This window comes from Dyella sp. C11, from assembly GCF_003121485.1.
Lineage (GTDB): Bacteria > Pseudomonadota > Gammaproteobacteria > Xanthomonadales > Rhodanobacteraceae > Dyella.
In genome coordinates this window covers 1-19,656 of record NZ_QAVX01000005.1, presented here as the reverse complement: position 1 = coordinate 19,656, position 19,656 = coordinate 1, and the positions used below count along the sequence as shown (strand labels likewise).

The following is a 19,656-nucleotide window of genomic DNA, read 5'->3' as shown; positions in this document are numbered from 1 at the left end:
CGACGCGTCATGCCGCTGAACGCAGTGCAATGGCAGAAATCGCTGGCGGCAGACCGTCTGCTGCCGGTGTATCTGCTCGCCGGTGAAGAACTGCTCGTGCTTGAGGCCGCCGATGCGCTGCGTGCGCAGGCGCGCAAGCTCGGTTATGCCGAGCGTGAAGTGCTGGACGTCGGCAACCATTTTGACTGGGATGACCTTGCCCGCTCAGCCGCGGGCATGTCCTTGTTTGCCACGCGCCGTCTGCTGGACCTGCGTCTTCCTACCGGGCGCCCTGGCACGGAAGGCGCGAAGGCCATCAACGAGTTCTGCGCCAATCCGCCGCCGGATGTCACCCTGCTGATCACGGCGACCGACTGGAGCAACAAGCACGAAGGTGCGTGGACGAAGAACCTCGATGCGGCTGGCGCGCTGGTGGTGTTCAACGCGCCTCGGCCGAACGAGTGGGCATCGTGGATCGGTGCGCGGCTCGCTTCGCGCGGGCTCTCCGCCACGCCTGATGCCGCCGCGTTGCTGGCCGAGCGCGTCGAGGGCAATCTGCTCGCCGCCGCGCAGGAAATCGACAAGCTGGTTGTCCTGCACGGGCAGGGCAAGATCGACGCGCAGGAAATGGAAAACCTCGTCGCCGACAGCGCTCGTTACGACGCATTCAAGCTCACCGATGCCGCGTTCGGCGGCGATGGTGGGCGCGCGCTGCGCATCCTTCATGGCCTGCATGCCGAGGGCGAAGAGCTGATCGGCTTGATGGGCTGGCTGGTGAATCAGCTGCAGCTCGCCCTGCGGCTCGCCAATGCACGTGATTTCGCCGCGCAGGCCCGCGCCGAACGGTTGTGGCCGGCCCGCGAACAGCTGTTCCGCAAGGCGTTGCGTCGCGCGCCCCGCGAACACTGGTTGCAATGCCTGGCTCGCGCCGCGCGCATCGATCGCATGGCCAAAGGCCGGGAGCAGGGCGACGCGTGGCTGGAGGCGGAGCGACTGATTGCCGCCATCGCCGAACCGCGGGCGGCCGGCGCACTGGCATGAAACCGCTGGCCGTTTTTGGTGGCACGTTCGACCCGGTGCACCTGGGGCATTTGAGCGTCGCCTGGGAAGCTTCCGAACTGCTTGATGCCGAAGTGCGCCTGATGCCTGCGCATGTGCCGCCGCATCGTCACGCACCCACGGCCTCGCCGGCCCAGCGCGTGGCCATGCTGCAGGCAGCGTTGCAAGGGCAGGATCGCCTGACGCTGGATACCCGCGAACTGCGCCGCGAGGGTCCTTCGTACACCATCGATACCTTGCGCGAGCTGCGTGACGAATTGGGCGAACGGCCGCTCGTGCTGTTGCTTGGCGCGGATGCATTCGCCGGTTTGCCGAGCTGGCACAGCTGGCGCGACTTGTTCGAGTACGCTCATATCGGCGTGTTGAACCGCCCCGGCATCGACGCCGCATGGTCGGTCGACCTGGCGCTGGAGATACTTCCCCGTCGCACCAGCGATGCCAAGCTCCTGCACGAGCTGCCCGCCGGAAAGGTGATCGAGCTGGCGGTGACGCCGCTGGAAATTTCCGCCACGCGCATCCGCGAATTGCTGGCGGAAGGACGGGATCCTCGCTATTTGCTGCCTTGCGGCCTGTTCGAGGACCCGTCAGTGCTGGCGCCTTATCGCGCGTAGCCGGCACTGCTTACGTTACGACGTTCTCGGCACGAACCTCATCGCTACCGAGTTCATGCAATAGCGCAGTCCCGTGGGTGCCGGACCATCGTCAAACACATGGCCCAGGTGGCTGTCGCAACCGGCGCAACTCACCGCGATGCGTTCCATGCCGAAGGCCGTGTCACGCTTCTCAGTGACGTTCTGTTTTGCGATCGGCTGCCAGAAACTCGGCCAGCCCGTGCCCGAATCGAATTGCGTGGCGGCATCGAACAAGGCGGTATCGCAGGCGGGGCAGCGGTACAGGCCGGCGCCGGTCTTTTCATGCGGACCACTGAATGCCCGCTCCGTGCCGGCACGACGCATCACGTAATACTGGTCGTCACTCAGGCGCTCATGCCATTGCGCATCGTTGAGTACCAGCTTGGGTACATGACACGGCCCCAGCTTGTGCCCGTCATCGGCGAAGCACATCAGCAGCACCTCGCCACCGGCGGCGGCCGGCGTGGCTGCCATGGCGGTTCCACCCAGTGATCCACGCTTCATCAGCGTGGGAAAAGCAAAGCCTCCGATGGCAGCAACAGCTCCTCCTGTCAGCGCCGCGCGCAGAAAGCGGCGACGCTCCAGTTTCACGATGTCCTGTGTGCGGGACATGGCAACCTCCGTGAGGTTAGTGGCGTGAATCAGCCAAACGTAAAGGCGTAGGCCTGGACACCCGGATCGAGAAAGGTGATTTCGAAAGTGCGTTCGCCGGTGCCATTGGCCTGGCGGACGAGCTGGTAGAGGCGCTGCGATGTCACCGTGCCATTGCCGTCGGCATCGGTATCCATGCCGTGATCGGCGCCGGGCGCCTTGCCATCGATGGTGACGCGGAAACGCACGGGCTTGCCGTCGCTGTTGGGTCCGAGCACCAGGTGAAGGTCGCGGCCGCGGAAGCGGTACACGATGCTGCCATTGGCCTTGTCCAGTTGGGCGTTTTCGTCACGCACCACCCAGCGTCCGCTCAATGCCCATTGATTGGCCATCAGCGACTCTGGCGCGTGATAGGTCCATGCATCGTCGTGTGCCACTTTGCCGCCGGCAAAGTTTTCTGCGCGCGCGTAACCCACGTAGGTTTCCGGCGAGCGCATCACGTCACCGGAGCCCGCCGCTTCCGCGCCCTGTGCACCAGGCTGCACGTAACCGCCCGGGAGATTCTTCTGTCCCGCTTCGGTCAGCAGCTGGCGAATCACGTCCTCGCTTTGTTCGTACTCGCCTTCACCGAAGTGGTGATGACGAATGCGCCCTTGCGGATCGATGAAGTAATGCGCCGGCCAGTATTCGTTGTTGAAGCCCTTCCAGATGGCGTAGTCGTTGTCGAGCGCGACGGGATAGTCGACGCCCAGGTCCTTGATGGCCTTGGCGACGTTTTGCGGGTCTTTTTCGAAGGCGAATTCCGGCGCATGCACGCCGATGATCACGAGGCCATGATCCTTGTACTTGTCTGCCCAGGCGCGCACGTAGGGCAGGGCGCGGATGCAGTTGATGCAGGAATATGTCCAGAAATCGACCAGCACCACCTTGCCGCGCAGCGACTGCGCGGTGAGCGGCGGCGTGTTGAACCATTGCGTTGCGCCATCCAGCGACGGCAGCTCGCCTTCCACGGGAAGCGGCTCGCCTTGCTTCACCACGGGTTGTGGCTTCGGCGCAGGACGCACCGCTTCGATCAGCTTCTGTTCGATGCCGCCCGTGCTGGCCAGCGAGACGCGCGTGAGCACGCCCGTATCCAGGCCCAGTGCAATCGCGACCACGCCCGCAAGTACCAGCACGCCCAACGCACGACGTACCCATTCGCCAGCGCCCAGCGAGCGCTTCATCAGTGAAAAGACGCGCCCGCCAATCACCAGCGCCAATGCCAGCGAGGTGGCGGCGCCCAGTGCATACGTCAGCAACAGCAGGGATGTCTGGAAGCTCGCGCCATTGAGCGCGGCGCCGGTGAGCAGCAGCCCAAGGATGGGGCCAGCGCACGGCGCCCACAGCAGTCCCGTGGCGACACCCAGGCCTGCCGCCGACCACACCGAATCGTCATCCCCGGAACGTTGGGAAAGCCGGTTGCCCAACGCCACGAACGGGCGGCTGATCCATTCGGCCAGATGCGTCGAAAGCAGCGTCAACCCCAGGACAGCCAACACCACCATTGCGACCACGCGGCCGTATTGATTGGCCTGGATGGCCCAACTGCCACCAACGGCAGCCAGTGTGGCGACCAACGCGAAGGTCAGCGCCATACCAACCAGCATGGGTAGCCCGTTACGTGCGAAGGGGCGGTCTGCCCGCGCAAAAACGAACGGGAGCACCGGCAGGATGCACGGACTCAGGATGGTGAATACGCCACCGAGGTAGGCAAGGATCAGCACAAGCATGGGTGCGATGTCCGTGGAGGGTCATGGTGTCTTTCGTCGCAGACCCATCCAAGGTTACATCTGCCTTCACTACCCACGCCGTTCCCGGCTTTGTTTTGCAAATAAAAAAAGCCCGGTGTCAGCCGGGCCTTTGGGATGAACCAGGGAAGATCAGAAGCTGGCGCGAACGCCAACGCTGTACAGCTCGTGGCTGAGGCTGTTCACGCGTACGCCGCCGTGCATGGCCCAGGTCTTGTTGAAGCTGTAGACCATGCCGAAGTCACCGAAGACGTTGTCATCGTGGCGGCCCGCATTGCTGTAACCGACATAGGCGTTTGCCGTGAGGTTGTCGAAGACGCGGCCCTGCACGCCTGTGTTGATGGTCCAGACGTTGGCCGTATCGCGTGAGCTGAAGCAGCCCCAGGTGTCAACGCAGCCACGAAACTTGATGTTGTCGTGGGTATAGGACAGCTGCGTGACCCAGTCGGCACGATTGCCGATGGCGGCGGCGTAGCCAAAACCCAGCGACCACGGCTTTTCAGTACCGCTCGTGTTGTAGACATTCAGACCATAGAGATCAGCCGTGTCCTGCAGAAACGAGTCCCTGTAGCTAAGGCTGCTGTAGCTGCCAAAGACGTGGAAGTTGTCTGCAAACTGGAAGGAGCCGTTGAGCGTGGCGCCGTCGGACAAAGTGCCATGGCCTGTCTGATTGGCGTTGACATAGTCGAGCTGCACGTACGTGTAGCCGATGCCATTGGCCTCGGTGGCTTGAGCGGTGATGGGGGCGATCAAGGCAGCGAATGCCAAGGTCAAAAGGGTCTTCTTCATGGGCTTTCCTAGCGACGGGTAATGATTCGACTCGGGGGGAGAGCCGGGCCCGGATTAGGCCAGTCGAAAGGAAATCAGGGCTATTGGAGCGCTCTGAAAAGCTCTGAGGCTGCGGTTTTTTGGGGAAGCCTCGGCGCCGGACAGGGAGAAGCAGCGCTGCCGAAGTAACCCCTCGTCATTGGCTGGCGAATGCAAGAGGAGAGCCTCAGCGATGCTCCTTTATGACCGCCAGCTTGACCGCGCCTGCCACCATGGGTCTGAATAGCGTCCTTTCCCGCCGGGATAGGACCTATCCGATCGTGACCGATGCTGCTGCCCCCACTGTCGACACGCAGGAGCGTCAGCGCGCGGCGTGGATGGCGGCAGCCCAGGGCGGCGACCGGCGGGCGTACGAGCGTGTGCTGGCGGCGTCCGTGCCGTTGATCCGCATGGCGGCGCGGCGTCAGGGTGTCTTGCCCGATGCCGTCGACGACGTGGTGCAGGAGACGCTGCTCACCGTGCATCGGGTTCGTCACACCTACGATCCCTCGCGTTCGTACGACGCATGGATATCGGCGCTGGCGGGGCGACGTGCGATCGACGCGCTGCGCAGCCAGGGCCGACGCGGTCAGCGCGAAGTGCACGACGAGCACGCTTACGACATGCACCCCGACAAAGACGATGCCACCGCTGCCACGGAACGCGAGCAGGAAGCCCGGCGATTGCGCGAGGCGATTGCATCGCTGCCGCCCGGCCAGCGCGAAGCCGTGGAGCAATTGGGTCTGCAGGAGCGTTCACTGGCAGAAGCATCCGAACACACGGGGCGCCAGGCGGGGGCACTGAAGGTCAACCTGCATCGCGCGATGAAGGCGCTGCGTTCGCGTTTCCACGGAGAACCCTGAGCATCATGTCCGAGATGCGAACCCCCGAGTCACTGATCCAGACGCTGGGCGAGCAGCTCACGCCGGTGCGGCGCCTGCCGCCCCCGTGGCGGCGCACGCTGGGCTGGTTGCTGGCGGTGGCCGTGATGGCGGCGGTGCTGCTGTGGCACTTCGGGGCGAGCCACATGGTGCAGCGTTGGATTGCTTCGCCGGACATCGCCATCGCCGGCCTGGGTGCCGTGGTCACCGCCATCTGTGCGGCATGGGCTGCCTTCACGCTGGGTGTGCCGGGGCGCTCCTGGCGCTGGGGCCTGCTGCCGCTGCCTGGCCTGGTGGTCTGGGTGGTGGCCAGTGGGTTGGGTTGCCTGCACGACTGGCTGGGTCCGTCGGCGCATATCGCCAGGATTAATGAAGCCAGCGATTGCCTCGTCTTCATCATCAGCTTTTCGGTACCGCTGTCGGCGCTGCTGATCTGGCTGCTCCGTCGCGCGTGCCCGCTGCGGCCGGTATTGACCGCGATCATGATTGGCCTTGCCTCTGCGGCGGCATCGGCGGCGTTGCTGGAGATTTGCCACGCGTTTGCCGTGGCCGCCACGGATTTGCTCACCCACGCCATGGCCGTGGCCATCGTGGTGATGCTCAATGCCCTGATGGGCGGGCGCCTGCTTCAACCTGCGTTGAAGTGATCGACGGATCATTTCCTTGCTGCTGCGTTGCAGCATGCATATCTGCGTCTCAATGACGATGGCAAGGCCTGCGGGCTCGCGGTGATGCCGTGCCCGGTGGGCGCCGCAACAATCGCAATTTATTGCTGCGCGTCTGTCCATATTCCAACTGAATGGCCATGTCGGACTGCCACATTCGCGCGTTGCCGGCGGGTATAGGCTGTGCCTCCGAAAGGGGGCGCGGGCCGGCGGATGGCTCGTTGAAGTGGTTTCACGGGCCAGGGACGGGCCGTTCGCATCGGGCAGGAATGCTGATGCGGCGTGGCCGGTGCCGATGCGTCGTTGCCGGATTGCCTTAGTCGTTCAGGAAGAACGATGGTGGCTGTTCCATGGAAGTGCGGCGTCGACCGCACGGTTACCTCACCGCTTTTGGAGATACCTACCCATGAAAGTTTCCCGTTACGCCGTACTCGCCTTCGCGACCGCCACCGTGTTCGGTATGGCCATGGCTCCCGTCATGGCACAGGACACCACGCCGCAGTCGACCCAGGACGCCAGCAAGGACGCGATGAAGTCCAGCTCCGATGCCATGAAGTCCAGCTCGGACGCCATGAAGTCCAGCAGCGATTCGATGAAGAGCGATGCCACCCAGAGCACGCAGCACAAGAAACAGCACAAGTCGAAGAAGAGCGGCGCGCCGGCTTCTTCCTCCAGCGCCGGTCATTGATGCGCTGATGTCCCCCAGGGCGCCCTCAACGGAGGGCGCCCTTTTTCATGCGCGACTGGGGCGAAGGCGGGGAGATTCTGGCCTTTCTGAACAGGCGTTTCCGGACGCTTCCACGGACTGTTTGACATGGGCTTCAAAGTGGTCCGGTATACTGCGGGCGCGCCATCCCGCGCATCGATCCCGCATCGAGGCAAACGCACTTGAGTCAGACCGCCACGCGCAACACCAAATCCGCCACCACGGCGGTCCTTCGCCAGCATGTCATCAACGCGCTGGACGAACTGAAGGCCAAGGACATTCGTGAAATCGACGTCCGCGGCAAAACCTCCATCGCCGATCTGCTGGTTGTTGCATCCGGCACCTCCGCGCGCCACGTGAAATCCATTGCCGACGAAGTCGTCAAGTTCGCCAAGCAGGCGGGCGTGATGCCGCTCGGCGTGGAAGGCGAGCGCGAAGCCGAATGGGTACTGGTGGACCTGGGTGACGTGATCGTCCACGTCATGCTTCCGCGTATCCGCGAGTTCTATGGCCTGGAAAGGCTGTGGACCGTGGGCGACCGCGAAGTCGACGCCGAAGTCGCCAGCGCGGGCTGATTGCCCGCGCCCTGGCGGTGATATGCCGCGCGCCTCCTGCGCGCGTGGCGTCCCCCTTGTTTCCCTGATTTTTCGGAACCCTATGCATGCGCGCCCGACTGATTGCCGTTGGTGAACGCATGCCCGCCTGGGTGGCGGAAGGGTTCGCCGAATACCGCAAGCGCCTGTCGCACGACCTGCCGCTGGAACTGATCGAACTGAAGCCCGGCACGCGCGGCAAGGGCCGTGATGATGCGCGTGCGATCCAGGATGAAGGCGCCTCGATTCTTGCCGCACTTCCGCGTGACATCCATGTCGTCGCGCTCGATGGTCGCGGCAAGACGTGGTCGAGCGAAGACCTTGCCGCACAGTTGGAGAAGTGGCGCATGTCCGGTCGTGATATCGCGTTCCTCATCGGTGGCCCCGATGGCCACGCACCCGAGGTGTTGGCGCGCGCCGATCAATCGTGGTCACTGGGTCCGCTGACGCTGCCGCACATGCTGGTGCGGCTGGTGCTGGCCGAACAGCTGTATCGCGCCACCACGCTGCTTTCGGGCCATCCCTACCATCGCGCCTGACGTTTGGCGCGTACCAGCGACGCGTGTTTCGTCGCGAAAGTGGTCATAGGCGAGCCCTGGGGCGCCACGCATACTGGTTGCGACCGCGCCATTCCAGGGATCCGCGCATGTCCATCACGGTTCGCCAGGCCTCCATCCATGATCTGGATATCGTTGCACCGCTGTTCGATGGGTATCGCAGCTTCTACGGCGAAGCACCGGACCTGGCGTTGGCGACACGCTTTTTGCGTGAGCGTTTCCAGCATCACGAATCGGTGGTGTTCCTTGCGTTGGACGGTGAAGGCGAGGGCGCCGGTTTCGTGCAGCTGTATCCGCTTTTTTCGTCGGTAAGCGCCAAGCGCATCTACCTGCTCAACGACCTGTTTGTCGCACCGCACGCCCGTCGGCGCGGCGTGGCTGCGGCATTGATGAATGAAGCCGCCGCCTACGCCAAGGCGGTGGGGGCGCGTGGCATGACGCTCGCCACCGCGCATACCAATGTCACGGCGCAGCGGCTTTACGAGTCGCTGGGATGGACGCGCGACGAGGTGTTTCGCGAGTATTTCCTCCGCTTCTGACGCCCTCGACCATCGTCTACCTTGCCAAGAGTTTGACGTTTCCGCGCGCTACCATGGGCGGATTGCAGTGCAGGAGACATCCACGTGGACAAGCGCATTCGGCATGCGGGGCTGGCCGCCAAAGTCATGACGGCCGCAAAGGCCGCCGAGCTGGTCGACCACGGCATGACGATCGGCATGAGTGGCTTCACCGGTGCGGGTTATCCCAAGGCCGTGCCCGAAGCGCTTGCCGCACGCATGGTGGCCACGCATGAACGTGGCGACCCGTTCCGTGTGCGAGTGTTGACGGGCGCGTCCACTGCGCCGGAACTCGACGGTGCGCTGGCGCGTGCGGATGGCATCGATCTTCGCCTGCCGTACCAATCCGATCCCGAGCTGCGCGCGCGCATCAATCGCGGCGAGATGGATTACCTGGACATCCATCTCAGCCACGTGGCGCAGTACGCGTGGTTTGGTTTCTTCGGGAAAATCGACCTGGCGGTGATCGAAGCCACGGCCATCATGCCCGATGGCAGCCTGCTGGCCTCTTCGTCGGTGGGTAACAACAAGACGTGGATCGATCTTGCCGAGAAGGTCATCGTCGAGGTGAATCACTGGCAGCCGCTCGAACTCGACGGCATGCACGACATCTACTACGGCACGGCGTTGCCGCCGCATCGCAAGCCGATTCCGCTGCTCAAGCCGGACGACCGCATTGGCGAGCCTTATCTGCGACTCGATCCCGACAAGGTCATCGCGGTGGTGGAGACCAACGCACCCGACCGCAACAGCGCGTTTGCACCGCCGGACGAGACGTCACGCCAGATCGCCGGCAACCTCATCGAATTCTTCCGCCACGAAATTGCCAAGGGCCGGCTGGGGCCGCAGCTGCTGCCGTTGCAGTCGGGCGTGGGCAACATTGCCAATGCCGTGCTGGCAGGCCTGCGCGAAGGCGGCTTTCGTGGTTTGAGCGCCTACACCGAAGTGATCCAGGACGGCATGCTCGATCTGCTGGAAAACGACGTGTTGTCGGTGGCTTCGGCCACATCGTTCTCGCTGAGCCCCGCAGGCATCGAGCGCTTCCTCGCCAAGCTCGACTTCTTCCGCAAGCGCATCATCCTGCGCACGCAGGAGATATCCAATCATCCGGAACTGGTGCGTCGCCTCGGCTGCATTGCCATGAACGGCATGGTGGAGGCGGATCTCTACGGCAACATCAATTCCACGCACGTGGCTGGCACCAGTATCATCAACGGCATCGGCGGTTCGGGTGATTTCGCGCGCAATGGTTTCCTCTCGTGCTTCCTCACGCCGAGCACGGCCAAGAACGGCGCGGTGTCGTGCATCGTGCCGATGGTGAGCCACGTCGATCACACCGAGCATGACGTGGCCGTGATCGTCACCGAACAAGGCTTGGCCGATTTGCGTGGCCTCTCGCCGCGTCAGCGTGCGAAAGTGGTGATCGAGCGTTGTGCGCACCCGAGCTATCGCCCCATGTTGCAGGATTATTTCGACCGGGCCATGCATGACAGCCGCGGAAAGCACACGCCGCATTTGCTGCAGGAAGCACTTTCGTGGCATCAGCGTTTCCTCGACACCGGCGATATGCGACCTTAAGCGCTTACGTCGCCCACGGGACGGTCAGACATGCTTTACCTTGCTTCCCAATCGCCGCGCCGCCGCCAGCTGCTTGAGCAGATCGGCGTGAGTTTCCGCATCGTTGACGTTGATGTGCCTGAACAGCGCGCGGTCGGTGAATCGCCACGCGATTACGTCAGTCGCGTGGCGCGCGAAAAGGCGCGTGCAGGGTTGGCCGCGCTGGAAGAGGCCAGCGTGGCCATTCTCGGTGCGGACACCGAAGTGGTGCTGGGTGACGAAGTATTCGGCAAGCCCGACGATGCGGAAGACGCGGCACGCATGCTGCGCCAGTTATCGGGTCGCGTGCACGAAGTGATCTCCACCGTGTGGCTGGTGACGCGTGCAGGTGAGTGGTCCGATACCAGTCTTTCGCGCGTCACCATGCCGACGCTGGACAACGCCACCATCACCGCTTACATCGCAACGCGCGAGCCGTTCGGAAAGGCCGGCGCTTATGCCATCCAGGGTCACGGTGCAAAGCTGATCGAGCATCTCGACGGCAGCCATTCCGGTGTGATGGGCATGCCCATCTACGAAACCGCGCGGCTATTGCGTGCGCACGGTTTGATCGGTGCCTGAGCGAACGCCCGGCATACTCAGGAACTGATCACGAACCACGACACCACGGCCAGCAGGTTGTTCATGCCGTGCGCAATGATCGCTGGCCAGATGGAGCCCGATTGCACGCGCAACCATCCGAGCACCAGGCCGAGCAATGCAAGGTTCGGGAGTGCGTACCAAAGGAAGGACAGGTCCGGCAGGTGCACGCAGGCGAACAGCAGCGCCGATACGACGATGGCACCTGCGTTGCCCGTGTAGCGTGTCAAGGCGGAAAGCAGTGCGCCGCGAAACAGCAATTCTTCCACCATCGGGCCGATGGTGATCACCAGCAACGCGAGCGGCAGCCGCAGTGCCAGCGATGTATTGGCACCCAGCTGCTTGATGTCCTGACTGACTTCGTGACCCTGCGCCAGCCACTGCGTGAGCATGCCGCCCAGAATGGGCATCGTCATGCCGATGCATAGCGCGGCGATGTAGAAGGCGATGTGTGGAGAACCCGTGAAGCCCAACCCGGGTGGTTCGCCAACCGACCACCACGACGGCCACCAGCGCCGGGCGAGATGGACGATCACCCCTGCCGATACCAGCAGCGTGAGTATCACGGCCAGCGCCGTCATGTCCGAACGGCCCAGCCATTCCCGGCCCAGGTGAACCAGTTCGCCGAGTCCGGCACCGTCGCGAAGCATGGCAACCAGGCCTGCCACGAGAGTGATCAGGCTGCCCACGGCAAGCTGAAGTACGAAGTAAAGCGCGATCAGGGCCAGGGCGTGCCACGGCGTGGGCGCGCGCGACATCGGGTAGGGCGGCGCCACGGGCAGGTCGATCAGGCGGTTCGCATCCATCAAAAACAATCCAGGGCGCACGCGCGCGGGTGAAGTTCGCCAACAGATGGCATGTTTGCCATGCACCGGCAAGTTCACGCTAGTCCCTGCGGTGACACGTGCCAATCCTGCCCTTTGGCATGGTCAACAGGGGGTAGGCGCGTTGCGGTCACCGTGTTCACGACCACGGCCTGTATAGTACGGGGACGATCCAAGGAGGAATTCGGCGCTCAGGCGCCAGCCCATGTTTGCATTCGACTGGCTGTCCGACCCGACTGCTTGGGCGGGTCTCCTCACCCTGGTGGTGCTGGAGATCGTGCTCGGCATCGACAATCTCGTCTTCATCGCGATCCTCGCCGACAAGTTGCAGGCCAAGGAGCGCGACAAGGCCCGCGTGCTTGGCCTTTCGCTGGCCCTCATCATGCGACTCGCACTGCTCGGTGCCATGTCGTGGCTGGTCAAGCTCACCACGCCCATCATCGAACTGGGCGCGCTGTCGTTCTCGTGGCGCGACATCATCCTGCTGCTCGGCGGTGCCTTCCTGTTGTTCAAGGCCACCGTGGAACTGCACGAACGCCTTGAAGCCAGCGATCACGACGAGGCCGCCAAGCGCGCGCCGGCCAGGTTCTGGCTGGTGGTGGCGCAGATCGTGGCGCTCGATGCGGTGTTCTCGCTGGACTCCGTGATTACCGCGGTGGGCATGGTCGATCACCTTTCGGTGATGATGATCGCCGTGGTCGTGGCCATGGTGCTGATGATCAGTGCGAGCAAGCCGTTGACGAATTTCGTCAACGCGCGTCCGACGGTGGTGATCCTGTGCCTGTCGTTCCTGCTGATGATCGGCTTCAGCCTGGTTGCGGAAGGCTTCGGTTTCCACATTCCGAAGGGTTACCTGTACGCGGCGATCGGTTTCTCGATCCTGATCGAAGTGTTCAACCAGACCATGCGCCGCAATCGCCAGCGCAGCCTGCTTGGCAGCGCGCGCACCATGCGCGACCGCACCGCACTTGCCGTGCTGAACCTGCTGGGCGGCGTGGGCAGCGAGGACGAGGATGCCGCGCCCAAGACCGCCACGGCGAACACCGAAGGCAGCGTTGCCGTGTTCGGCAAGGACGAGCTGGCGATGGTGCAGGGCGTGCTGGATCTGGCGCATCGCCCGGTGCGCTCCATCATGACGCCGCGCCCGGAGATCAACTGGATCGATCCGCGCGAAAGCAGCGAACAGCTTCGCGCCGAGCTCTCGGCATCCAGCCACGCGTGGTTGCCGGTGGCGGGTGACGATCTCGATCAGCTCGTCGGTGTCGCGTCGTCACGCGATCTTCTGGCGAGCCTGCTGGAACATGGGCACATCGAAGTCGAGCAGGTCGTGCGCAAGCCGCTGACCGTGCTGGAATCACTGAGCGTGTTGCGGCTGATCGAGGAATTCCGTCGTTCGCCGTTGCAGGTGGCCCTGGTGGTCGATGAATACGGCAGCGTGCTTGGCCTGGTCACGCCCACCGACGTGCTGGAAGTGATCGCGGGTGAGTTCCCCGATGAAGACAGCGGCGATCCGTCTGCCGTGCAGGACACCGATGGCAGTTGGTTGCTGGATGCCAGCCTGGATTTGCGCCGCGTCGAGCATCTGCTCAACCACAAGCTCACCGGCGACGACAGCTTCTCGACGCTCGCCGGCTACGTGCTTCAGCAGATGGGGCGCTTGCCCAACGCGGGCGACACGTTCACCAGCGAAGGGCTGCACTTCGAAGTGGTGGCGATGGATGGTGCACGCATCGAACGCCTGAAGGTGAATCCGGTCGAGGAATGACGGAGCGCGCACGAAGGCGCGCTCGTCGCGCCTTCAACCGATCAGCAGGGCGCGGATCAAACCGATCACGCCGAGCAGCAGCGTGATCAACCATGCACCCGACGACAGCAGAAAGCCCGGCCCACGCTTGGACGCATCGTTGAGGTAAGCCACCGCGTACCACACGCGGCCGGCAATCCACACCAGACCCGCCACGCCGCCCCAGAGCGGAAAGCCGTACTGCACTGCCAGCCACAACGAGGGCAGGAACGCGACGGTCGATTCCAGCGTGTTCATCTGCACGCGCCAGGCACGTTCAAAGGCGGGATGGCCGCTGATGGCCGGCGCCTTGACGCCGTACTTTTCGCGCGCGTGGCCGGTCGCCCACATGGTGCCGAGCTGTAACAGGACAGTCAGCAGGACGACGATGGCGGGCAGGTGCTGGATCATGAGTGGGTCTCTGGCGAAAGGTGGCTCACTGTAGCCATCGCCTGCCCGTGGCGGGAGGGGGCATGAGGCGTTATTGTCAGGGCACTGTCAGACACGCGAGGGCCGTCTCATGGATTGGCAGAAGGGCGAGCGCAGTCAGAACGTCGAAGAAGACAGCGGTGGTGGCGGTGGTCCGCGCTTTGGCGGCGGGCGCGGCATGGGCATCGGCGGCATCGTGATACTGGCCATCCTGGGCCTGGTCTTCTTCAAGGACCCCACGGCGCTGTTGGGACAGGCAGGCGACGGTGGCCAGCAAGCGGCCGCACCCAGTGGCCAGCCGGTGCAGGTGGACCCGCAGACCAAGGATTTCGTCAGCGCCATCCTGGGCTCGACCGAGAAAACCTGGGGCGACATTTTTGCCGCGCACGGGCGCCAATATGTGGACCCCAAGCTGGACCTCTTCAGCGGCGGCGTGAATACCGCATGCGGTGCGGCCTCCACGGCGGTCGGCCCGTTTTATTGCCCGGGCGACCAGAAGGTTTACCTCGACGTGGCGTTCTTCCAGGAACTGGAAAACCGTTTCCATGCGTCGGGCGACTTCGCGCGCGCCTACGTGATTGCCCACGAGGTGGGACATCACGTGCAGAACCTGCTGGGCATTTTCGACCAGGTGGAGCAGGCACGCCGTCGCGGCGCACCGATGGAAGGGGCCGATGGCCTGTCGGTGCGGCAGGAATTGCAGGCCGACTGTTTTGCCGGCGTCTGGGCCAACCACAGCCAGCAACGCCTGCAATGGCTGCAGCCCGGCGACATCGAATCGGCGCTCAACGCGGCCAGCAAGATCGGCGATGACGCGCTCCAGCAGCAGGCGCAGGGGCGGGTGGTGCCCGATTCGTTTACCCATGGAACGTCGGCGCAGCGCGTGAAATGGTTCAAGGCCGGCTTCGACAGCGGGGATATCTCCAGCTGCAATACGTTCGCCGGCCAGCCCTGACCGCGGAGCAGCTCCCGACCATCATTCCGGCAGCCGCCGGGGTGATGGCGAGCAACGATGGCGGGCTGGGAAACATCTTAGAATGCCGTCCAGGCGCGCCGTGGGGCGCGGTCTCCTTTCGACTCCATGTCTCATCCCTGCATCGGCTGTGGCGTTTGTTGCGCCCATTTTCTTGTGGCCTTCCACTGGTCGGAGGCCGATGAGGGCATGGGCGGCGTGGTGCCGCCGGAACTCACCGAAACGCTGGACCCGCACCGCCTGGTGATGCGGGGCACGCGGGCGTACCAGCCGCGTTGCGTCGGCCTGAAGGGCACGCTGGGCAAAGACGCCCTGTGCGGCATCTACGAACGCCGGCCTTCGGTGTGCCGGGAAGTGGAGCCGTCCTGGGAGTTCGGTCGTCCCAGTGCGCAATGCGACAAGGCGCGCATCGCGCATGGGCTGCCGGTACTCACGCCCGCCGACTGGCCGGCGGTGGTCGAAGCCTGACCGGGTCAGCGAGCCATCGCCGGATTCGCCTCGTTCTGGAACGCCAGGACGAACTGCTTGAGGTCACCCTCGTTGACGTCGGACACGGCCACGTAGTGCAAGCCGTCGCCCGTCCAGCGGATCACGGTGTAGCCGTGTTCCTGCGCGACGACTTGTGATGCCGGAACGCCGTCGGCGGGCCACTGGAACAGGTTGATCACGTGCAGGCGCCGCTTGTAGATCAGGGCGGCCACGCTGTGACCTTCCAGCGCATCCAGGCGACCGCCGACCAGCGGAAAGCCTTCGCCGGCCAGGTCTTTCACGCGTGGCGAGAAATCGAGCTTGCCTTCGAACCACGGTTTCACCGTGTGCTGATCGGTCGACACCACATCCATCAGGTGCTCGCCCTGCAGCGACCGCACGTGGCCGGAAATGGCTTCGGCCATCACGGCATCGCCTGCGGCACGCGACGGTGACCAATGCAGCCATGCAGGTGCGGAGATCAGCATGGCCAGCACGAAGCCCGCCGCCGTCGCCAGGGCGAGCGGCATGACGCGTCGACGTGCGGGAAGCGTTGTTACCGTGCTGGCGGCTGGCGTGGTCCAGCGTGCACGCAGGGCGTCGGGTGCGCGGTGATAAAGCACGGGCTCGGACAAGGCCTTCTGCATCACGGCGTAAGCCTCATAGCGTGTCTTGCAGGCGGTGCATGCCTCAAGGTGGCGCGCCATCGCCGCGCTGCCGGCGGCATCGAGTTCGTCGTCAAGGTAGGCGTGCAGAAGCAGCCCGGCGTCATCGCACATCATGGCGACGTACCTCCTTGGGCCGGCAGGTGAGTTCGTCGCGCAGTCGTTCGCGCGCGCGTGCAAGGCGTGACATGACCGTACCGATCTTTTGCCCCGTGATGGTGGCAATTTCCTTGTATGAGCATTCTTCCAGTTCGCGCAGCACGATGATTTCGCGTAGTGGCGGTGGCATGCGTTCCAGCGCCGATTGCAGGGCCCCCACATCGACAGCGAGCAAGGTGAGGGTTTCGGGAGAAGGACCCTCATCCACCAACGGGTGGGTTTCGTCATCCAGTTCGTCGTGCAGCGCGTCGTGCGGTGTACGACTGCGCAGCGTGTAGAACGTATTGCGCACGATGGCGAGCAGCCACACGCGTGCGTCGCCGCCGTGGAAACTGTCGAAATAACGCAGCGCGCGAAGCATGGCTTCCTGCACGACATCCTGCGCGTCGGTGGGATTGCGCGCCAACCAGTAGGCGAGGTTGTAGGCCGCGTCGAGATACGGCACCACCACCGCCTCGAAGCGGGCGCTTCGTGCGGCATCGGCACCTCTCGGACGGGCGATGGAATCGGTCGGCATACGAGGGTTTACCCAGGTTGCGTCGACTTTATTCCAAGCCGCCTTTTCCCGCGCGTGCCGGGGAATAGACGGGGCAGACGGCGGGTATCGAGAGTGAGGCAGCGGGCGACGTGCCTGCTACCCATGCCGGAGATCCGATCATGCGCGACATCGAAGACCACGGGACGGAAGGGCGCCGTCATTTCCTCAAATGCATGGCCTGGGCCGGCGCGGGGACGCTCTGGATGATGCAGGGCGGCGTGCTCAGGGCCCAGCCACTCACGGCCAAGGGCGCAGCATCCGCGGCGGACGCCAGCTTCGGCTTCGTGCAGATCAGCGACTCGCACATTGGTTTTCACAAGGCGCCGAACATGGATGTGGCCGGCACCCTGCGTTCATCGCTGGCGATGATCCAGGCGCAGAAAGTACAGCCCGATTTCGTGCTGCACACCGGCGACCTGACGCATCTGTCGCGACCGGAGGAATTCGACACGCTCGCCGGCATCATGCAGGACGCGCACATGGGCAAGGTGTTCTACGTGCCGGGCGAGCACGACATGATCGGCGACAACGGTGCGGAATTCTTCCGTCGCTTCGGCGAGCGCCAGCAGCCCGGCGGCTGGTACAGCTTCGATCATCGCGGCGTGCATTTCGTCGGCCTGATCAATGTGCTCAACCTGAAAGCCGGTAGTCTGGGTTCGCTCGGTGCCGACCAGCTGGCCTGGTTGAAGCAGGATCTCACATCACTATCGCCGGACACTCCGCTGGTGGTGTTCGCACACATGCCACTGTGGCCGCTGTATCCCGACTGGGGCTGGGGCACCGACGACAGCAACGAGGCGGTGAGCTATCTGAAGCGGTTCGGTTCGGTGAGTGTGTTGAACGGTCACATCCACCAGATCCAGCAGAAGGTGGAAGGCAACGTCACCTTCTACACCGCGCGGTCCACGGCGTATCCGCAGCCTGCACCCGGCACCGCGCCTGCGCCAGGTCCCATGAAGGATGTGGCGCCGAACGACCTGCATCGATACCTCGGCATTCGTGATGTACGGCATGTGCAGGGAAGTCACGCGCTGGCCGTGACCGACGAGGTGATGGCATGAACGTCATGACGTGGGCGCTGGCCCTTATCGCTTCGCTCGTGCTTTCGATGGCGGTGTTGTCACCGGCGTGGGCCGCGAGTGGCGCCGCCGCGACGGCGACCAAGCCAGCAAAGCCGGTCACCGTCGACATTCGCGATTTCGCTTTCGCGCCGAAAACGCTGACGGTGGCGGCGGGAACCCGCGTGGTATGGACCAATCGCGACGACGAGCCCCATGTGGTCGTGAGTGCAGGCAACCAGTTCGCGACATCGCGCGCACTGGATACCAGCGACACGTACGCCGTCACCTTCGACCGCCCAGGCACCTACACGTATTACTGCGCCATCCATCCCATGATGGTGGGCACCATCATCGTGCAGTAGCGGTGCTGTCGAAGCGATAGATGTCCATCGCCAGCAGGCCGTATTCGATGCCGGCGTCGATGCGCTGCGCATGCGCGTCGTCGCCGGCCGCACCCAGTGCCACGAACAACGGCAGGAAGTGTTCGTCCGTGGGATGCGCGCGTTCGGCGAAAGGCGCCTGGCGGCGGTAGTCGAGCAGGGCGGCAACGTCGCCTTCCGACAGCTTGCGTTCGATCCACTCGATGAACGGACGCACGTACGGCGCCTCGCGTTCCTCGCTGTAACCGGCGCGGAAGTCATGCAGGTTGTGCGTGATGCTGCCCGAGCCAATGACCAGCACGCCTTCGTCACGCAAGGGAGCCAGCGCGCGCCCGACGGCGTACTGGTGCGCCGGACCCAGCTGCGGCTGGATCGACAACGGCACCACGGGAATGTCGGCCTCCGGATAAAGCAGGCGCAACGGCACCCATGCGCCGTGATCCAGCCCTTGCGTCGGATCGAGCGTGGTCGGCAGGCCCGACTTGTCCAGCATCTCGGTAACGCGCGCCGCGAGTTCCGGCGAGCCCTTGGCCGGGTACTGGATGTCGAACAGCGCCTGCGGAAAACCGTAGAAGTCGTGGATGGTCTCCGGGCGCGTGGCGCCGCCCACATGCGGCTGGCGGGCGAGCCAGTGGGCCGTGGCAATCACGATGGCCTTGGGGCGCGGCAACGTGCGCGCCAGCTCTGCCAGGCGCTCACCCACGCGACGTGGCTGGATCGCAGTCATGGGCGAGCCGTGGGAGATGTAGAGGCTGGGGAGGGTGCTCATGGTGGTTACCTTTGGGGACCACACTAGGGTAGGGGTTTGGTGAGGAATTGCAGCGGTCGTGGGGTGAACGATGCGTTGTGGGTGGGGAACGATGCGCTGTGGTTGGGGAACGATGGGGAGTGCGTTTGTCGCTTCGCTCGGGTATCACGGCGCGGCTCTTCACTCCCTCTCCCCTCCGGGGAGAGGGTTGGGGTGAGGGGTGGGTGCTCGCGACAACGTTTCTATCCATCACCGCCATCCTGGTGATGGCGTCCCTATCCCTCATCGCTGTCCTGGCGACGGCGTTTCTACCCCTCACCACCATTCAAGCGAAGACGTCTCCACCCCTCACCTTCATCCTTGCGACGACGTCCCTATCCCTCACCGTCATTCCCGCGAAGGCGGGAGGTGCTTTTCAACGGCCGAAGGGCCGGTCATCCAGTGACTTTGCGCTTGGGCTCTTTTGCGGCCTCTCCGCGACCTGGCTCGCCTGCCGCGGGCTTCCGACGATCTGCCGATCGCCGGGTCACTTTTCTTTGCTTGCCCAAAGAAAAGTAACCAAAAGAAAAGGCACCCCCACTTGGCGCTGTCTGGGCTTGCAGCCCAGCCAGTCCGTGA

Annotated in this window: 23 protein-coding genes; 15 read left to right on the top strand and 8 right to left on the bottom strand. The window is 64.0% G+C overall.

The annotated features are described in order from the left end of the window. Window positions 1-9: 9 nt before the first annotated feature. Both holA and nadD read left to right on the top strand, forming a co-directional pair. Window positions 10-1,020 (top strand): DNA polymerase III subunit delta, encoded by a 1,011-nt coding sequence (gene holA / locus DK366_RS06690; RefSeq protein ID WP_109124774.1) that lies wholly within the window; start codon window positions 10-12, stop codon window positions 1,018-1,020. After that, the gene (nadD, locus tag DK366_RS06685; RefSeq protein ID WP_109124773.1) at window positions 1,017-1,649 is read left to right on the top strand and encodes a nicotinate-nucleotide adenylyltransferase; all 633 of its coding nucleotides are present in this window, start codon (window positions 1,017-1,019) and stop codon (window positions 1,647-1,649) included. Before holA ends, nadD begins: the two co-directional genes overlap by 4 nt. Window positions 1,650-1,664: 15 nt before the next feature. Here the strand turns inward: nadD and msrB are convergent, their stop codons facing one another. From msrB to DK366_RS06670, 3 genes are all read right to left on the bottom strand, one after another. Further along, window positions 1,665-2,282 (bottom strand): peptide-methionine (R)-S-oxide reductase MsrB, encoded by a 618-nt coding sequence (gene msrB / locus DK366_RS06680; RefSeq protein ID WP_109124772.1) that lies wholly within the window; start codon window positions 2,280-2,282, stop codon window positions 1,665-1,667. A 29-nt stretch (window positions 2,283-2,311) separates the two neighbouring features. Continuing rightward, window positions 2,312-4,030, bottom strand: a complete 1,719-nt coding sequence (locus DK366_RS06675) for a cytochrome c biogenesis protein DipZ (RefSeq protein ID WP_109124771.1) — start codon at window positions 4,028-4,030, stop codon at window positions 2,312-2,314. A 150-nt stretch (window positions 4,031-4,180) separates the two neighbouring features. Continuing rightward, the gene (locus DK366_RS06670) at window positions 4,181-4,837 is read right to left on the bottom strand and encodes an autotransporter outer membrane beta-barrel domain-containing protein (protein WP_109124770.1); all 657 of its coding nucleotides are present in this window, start codon (window positions 4,835-4,837) and stop codon (window positions 4,181-4,183) included. A 356-nt stretch (window positions 4,838-5,193) separates the two neighbouring features. On the opposite strand from DK366_RS06670, the gene DK366_RS06665 reads away from it, so the two are divergent. The 8 genes from DK366_RS06665 (at window position 5,194) to DK366_RS06630 (ending at window position 10,992) form a co-directional block, all read left to right on the top strand. Next, window positions 5,194-5,718, top strand: coding sequence for a sigma-70 family RNA polymerase sigma factor (locus DK366_RS06665; protein ID WP_109124924.1), 525 nt, complete (start codon window positions 5,194-5,196; stop codon window positions 5,716-5,718). 5 nt (window positions 5,719-5,723) lie between these two features. Continuing rightward, the gene (locus DK366_RS06660) at window positions 5,724-6,383 is read left to right on the top strand and encodes an NrsF family protein (protein WP_109124769.1); all 660 of its coding nucleotides are present in this window, start codon (window positions 5,724-5,726) and stop codon (window positions 6,381-6,383) included. Between the two features lie 424 nt (window positions 6,384-6,807). Beyond that, complete coding sequence (locus DK366_RS06655) at window positions 6,808-7,089, top strand: hypothetical protein (protein ID WP_109124768.1); 282 nt, start codon at window positions 6,808-6,810, stop codon at window positions 7,087-7,089. Between the two features lie 200 nt (window positions 7,090-7,289). Then, on the top strand, window positions 7,290-7,682 hold the full coding sequence (gene rsfS, locus DK366_RS06650) for a ribosome silencing factor (protein WP_109124767.1): 393 nt from the start codon (window positions 7,290-7,292) through the stop codon (window positions 7,680-7,682). 86 nt (window positions 7,683-7,768) lie between these two features. Then, the gene (gene rlmH / locus DK366_RS06645; RefSeq protein WP_109124766.1) at window positions 7,769-8,239 is read left to right on the top strand and encodes a 23S rRNA (pseudouridine(1915)-N(3))-methyltransferase RlmH; all 471 of its coding nucleotides are present in this window, start codon (window positions 7,769-7,771) and stop codon (window positions 8,237-8,239) included. Window positions 8,240-8,346: 107 nt separating this feature from the next. Beyond that, window positions 8,347-8,796, top strand: coding sequence for a GNAT family N-acetyltransferase (locus tag DK366_RS06640; RefSeq protein WP_109124765.1), 450 nt, complete (start codon window positions 8,347-8,349; stop codon window positions 8,794-8,796). A gap of 78 nt (window positions 8,797-8,874) precedes the next feature. Further along, window positions 8,875-10,392 carry an acetyl-CoA hydrolase/transferase family protein gene (locus DK366_RS06635; RefSeq protein ID WP_198651460.1) on the top strand — a complete coding sequence of 506 codons (1,518 nt, stop codon included), beginning with the start codon at window positions 8,875-8,877 and terminating at the stop codon, window positions 10,390-10,392. Between the two features lie 30 nt (window positions 10,393-10,422). Further along, complete coding sequence (locus DK366_RS06630) at window positions 10,423-10,992, top strand: nucleoside triphosphate pyrophosphatase (RefSeq protein ID WP_109124763.1); 570 nt, start codon at window positions 10,423-10,425, stop codon at window positions 10,990-10,992. 17 nt (window positions 10,993-11,009) lie between these two features. On the opposite strand, the gene DK366_RS06625 is transcribed toward DK366_RS06630, so the two are convergent. After that, window positions 11,010-11,816 carry a type II CAAX endopeptidase family protein gene (locus DK366_RS06625; protein ID WP_109124762.1) on the bottom strand — a complete coding sequence of 269 codons (807 nt, stop codon included), beginning with the start codon at window positions 11,814-11,816 and terminating at the stop codon, window positions 11,010-11,012. A gap of 223 nt (window positions 11,817-12,039) precedes the next feature. Between DK366_RS06625 and DK366_RS06620 the strand changes: the two genes are divergently transcribed. Next, window positions 12,040-13,599: a TerC family protein gene (locus tag DK366_RS06620; RefSeq protein ID WP_109124761.1), complete on the top strand. Its 1,560-nt coding sequence runs from the start codon at window positions 12,040-12,042 to the stop codon at window positions 13,597-13,599. Window positions 13,600-13,632: 33 nt separating this feature from the next. On the opposite strand, the gene DK366_RS06615 is transcribed toward DK366_RS06620, so the two are convergent. Then, window positions 13,633-14,025, bottom strand: a complete 393-nt coding sequence (locus DK366_RS06615) for an MAPEG family protein (protein ID WP_109124923.1) — start codon at window positions 14,023-14,025, stop codon at window positions 13,633-13,635. Window positions 14,026-14,137: 112 nt separating this feature from the next. On the opposite strand from DK366_RS06615, the gene DK366_RS06610 reads away from it, so the two are divergent. Together DK366_RS06610 and DK366_RS06605 are read left to right on the top strand one after the other, a co-directional pair. Continuing rightward, window positions 14,138-15,001, top strand: a complete 864-nt coding sequence (locus tag DK366_RS06610) for a neutral zinc metallopeptidase (RefSeq protein ID WP_109124760.1) — start codon at window positions 14,138-14,140, stop codon at window positions 14,999-15,001. A 126-nt stretch (window positions 15,002-15,127) separates the two neighbouring features. Continuing rightward, on the top strand, window positions 15,128-15,487 hold the full coding sequence (locus DK366_RS06605) for a YkgJ family cysteine cluster protein (RefSeq protein WP_109124759.1): 360 nt from the start codon (window positions 15,128-15,130) through the stop codon (window positions 15,485-15,487). Between the two features lie 5 nt (window positions 15,488-15,492). Here the strand turns inward: DK366_RS06605 and DK366_RS06600 are convergent, their stop codons facing one another. Then, on the bottom strand, window positions 15,493-16,269 hold the full coding sequence (locus tag DK366_RS06600) for an anti-sigma factor (RefSeq protein ID WP_109124758.1): 777 nt from the start codon (window positions 16,267-16,269) through the stop codon (window positions 15,493-15,495). Next, complete coding sequence (locus tag DK366_RS06595; RefSeq protein WP_109124757.1) at window positions 16,256-16,828, bottom strand: sigma-70 family RNA polymerase sigma factor; 573 nt, start codon at window positions 16,826-16,828, stop codon at window positions 16,256-16,258. The genes DK366_RS06600 and DK366_RS06595 overlap by 14 nt, the downstream gene beginning before the upstream one ends. 140 nt (window positions 16,829-16,968) lie before the next feature. Here DK366_RS06595 and DK366_RS06590 point away from each other — a divergent pair, with 140 nt between their 5' ends. Together DK366_RS06590 and DK366_RS06585 are read left to right on the top strand one after the other, a co-directional pair. Beyond that, window positions 16,969-17,910 (top strand): metallophosphoesterase, encoded by a 942-nt coding sequence (locus tag DK366_RS06590; RefSeq protein WP_109124756.1) that lies wholly within the window; start codon window positions 16,969-16,971, stop codon window positions 17,908-17,910. Beyond that, complete coding sequence (locus tag DK366_RS06585; protein WP_109124755.1) at window positions 17,907-18,272, top strand: cupredoxin family copper-binding protein; 366 nt, start codon at window positions 17,907-17,909, stop codon at window positions 18,270-18,272. Before DK366_RS06590 ends, DK366_RS06585 begins: the two co-directional genes overlap by 4 nt. Here the strand turns inward: DK366_RS06585 and DK366_RS06580 are convergent. Then, the gene (locus tag DK366_RS06580) at window positions 18,259-19,059 is read right to left on the bottom strand and encodes a class III extradiol ring-cleavage dioxygenase (protein WP_109124754.1); all 801 of its coding nucleotides are present in this window, start codon (window positions 19,057-19,059) and stop codon (window positions 18,259-18,261) included. The two genes, DK366_RS06585 and DK366_RS06580, sit on opposite strands and share 14 nt — an antisense overlap. Window positions 19,060-19,656 lie beyond the last annotated feature (597 nt).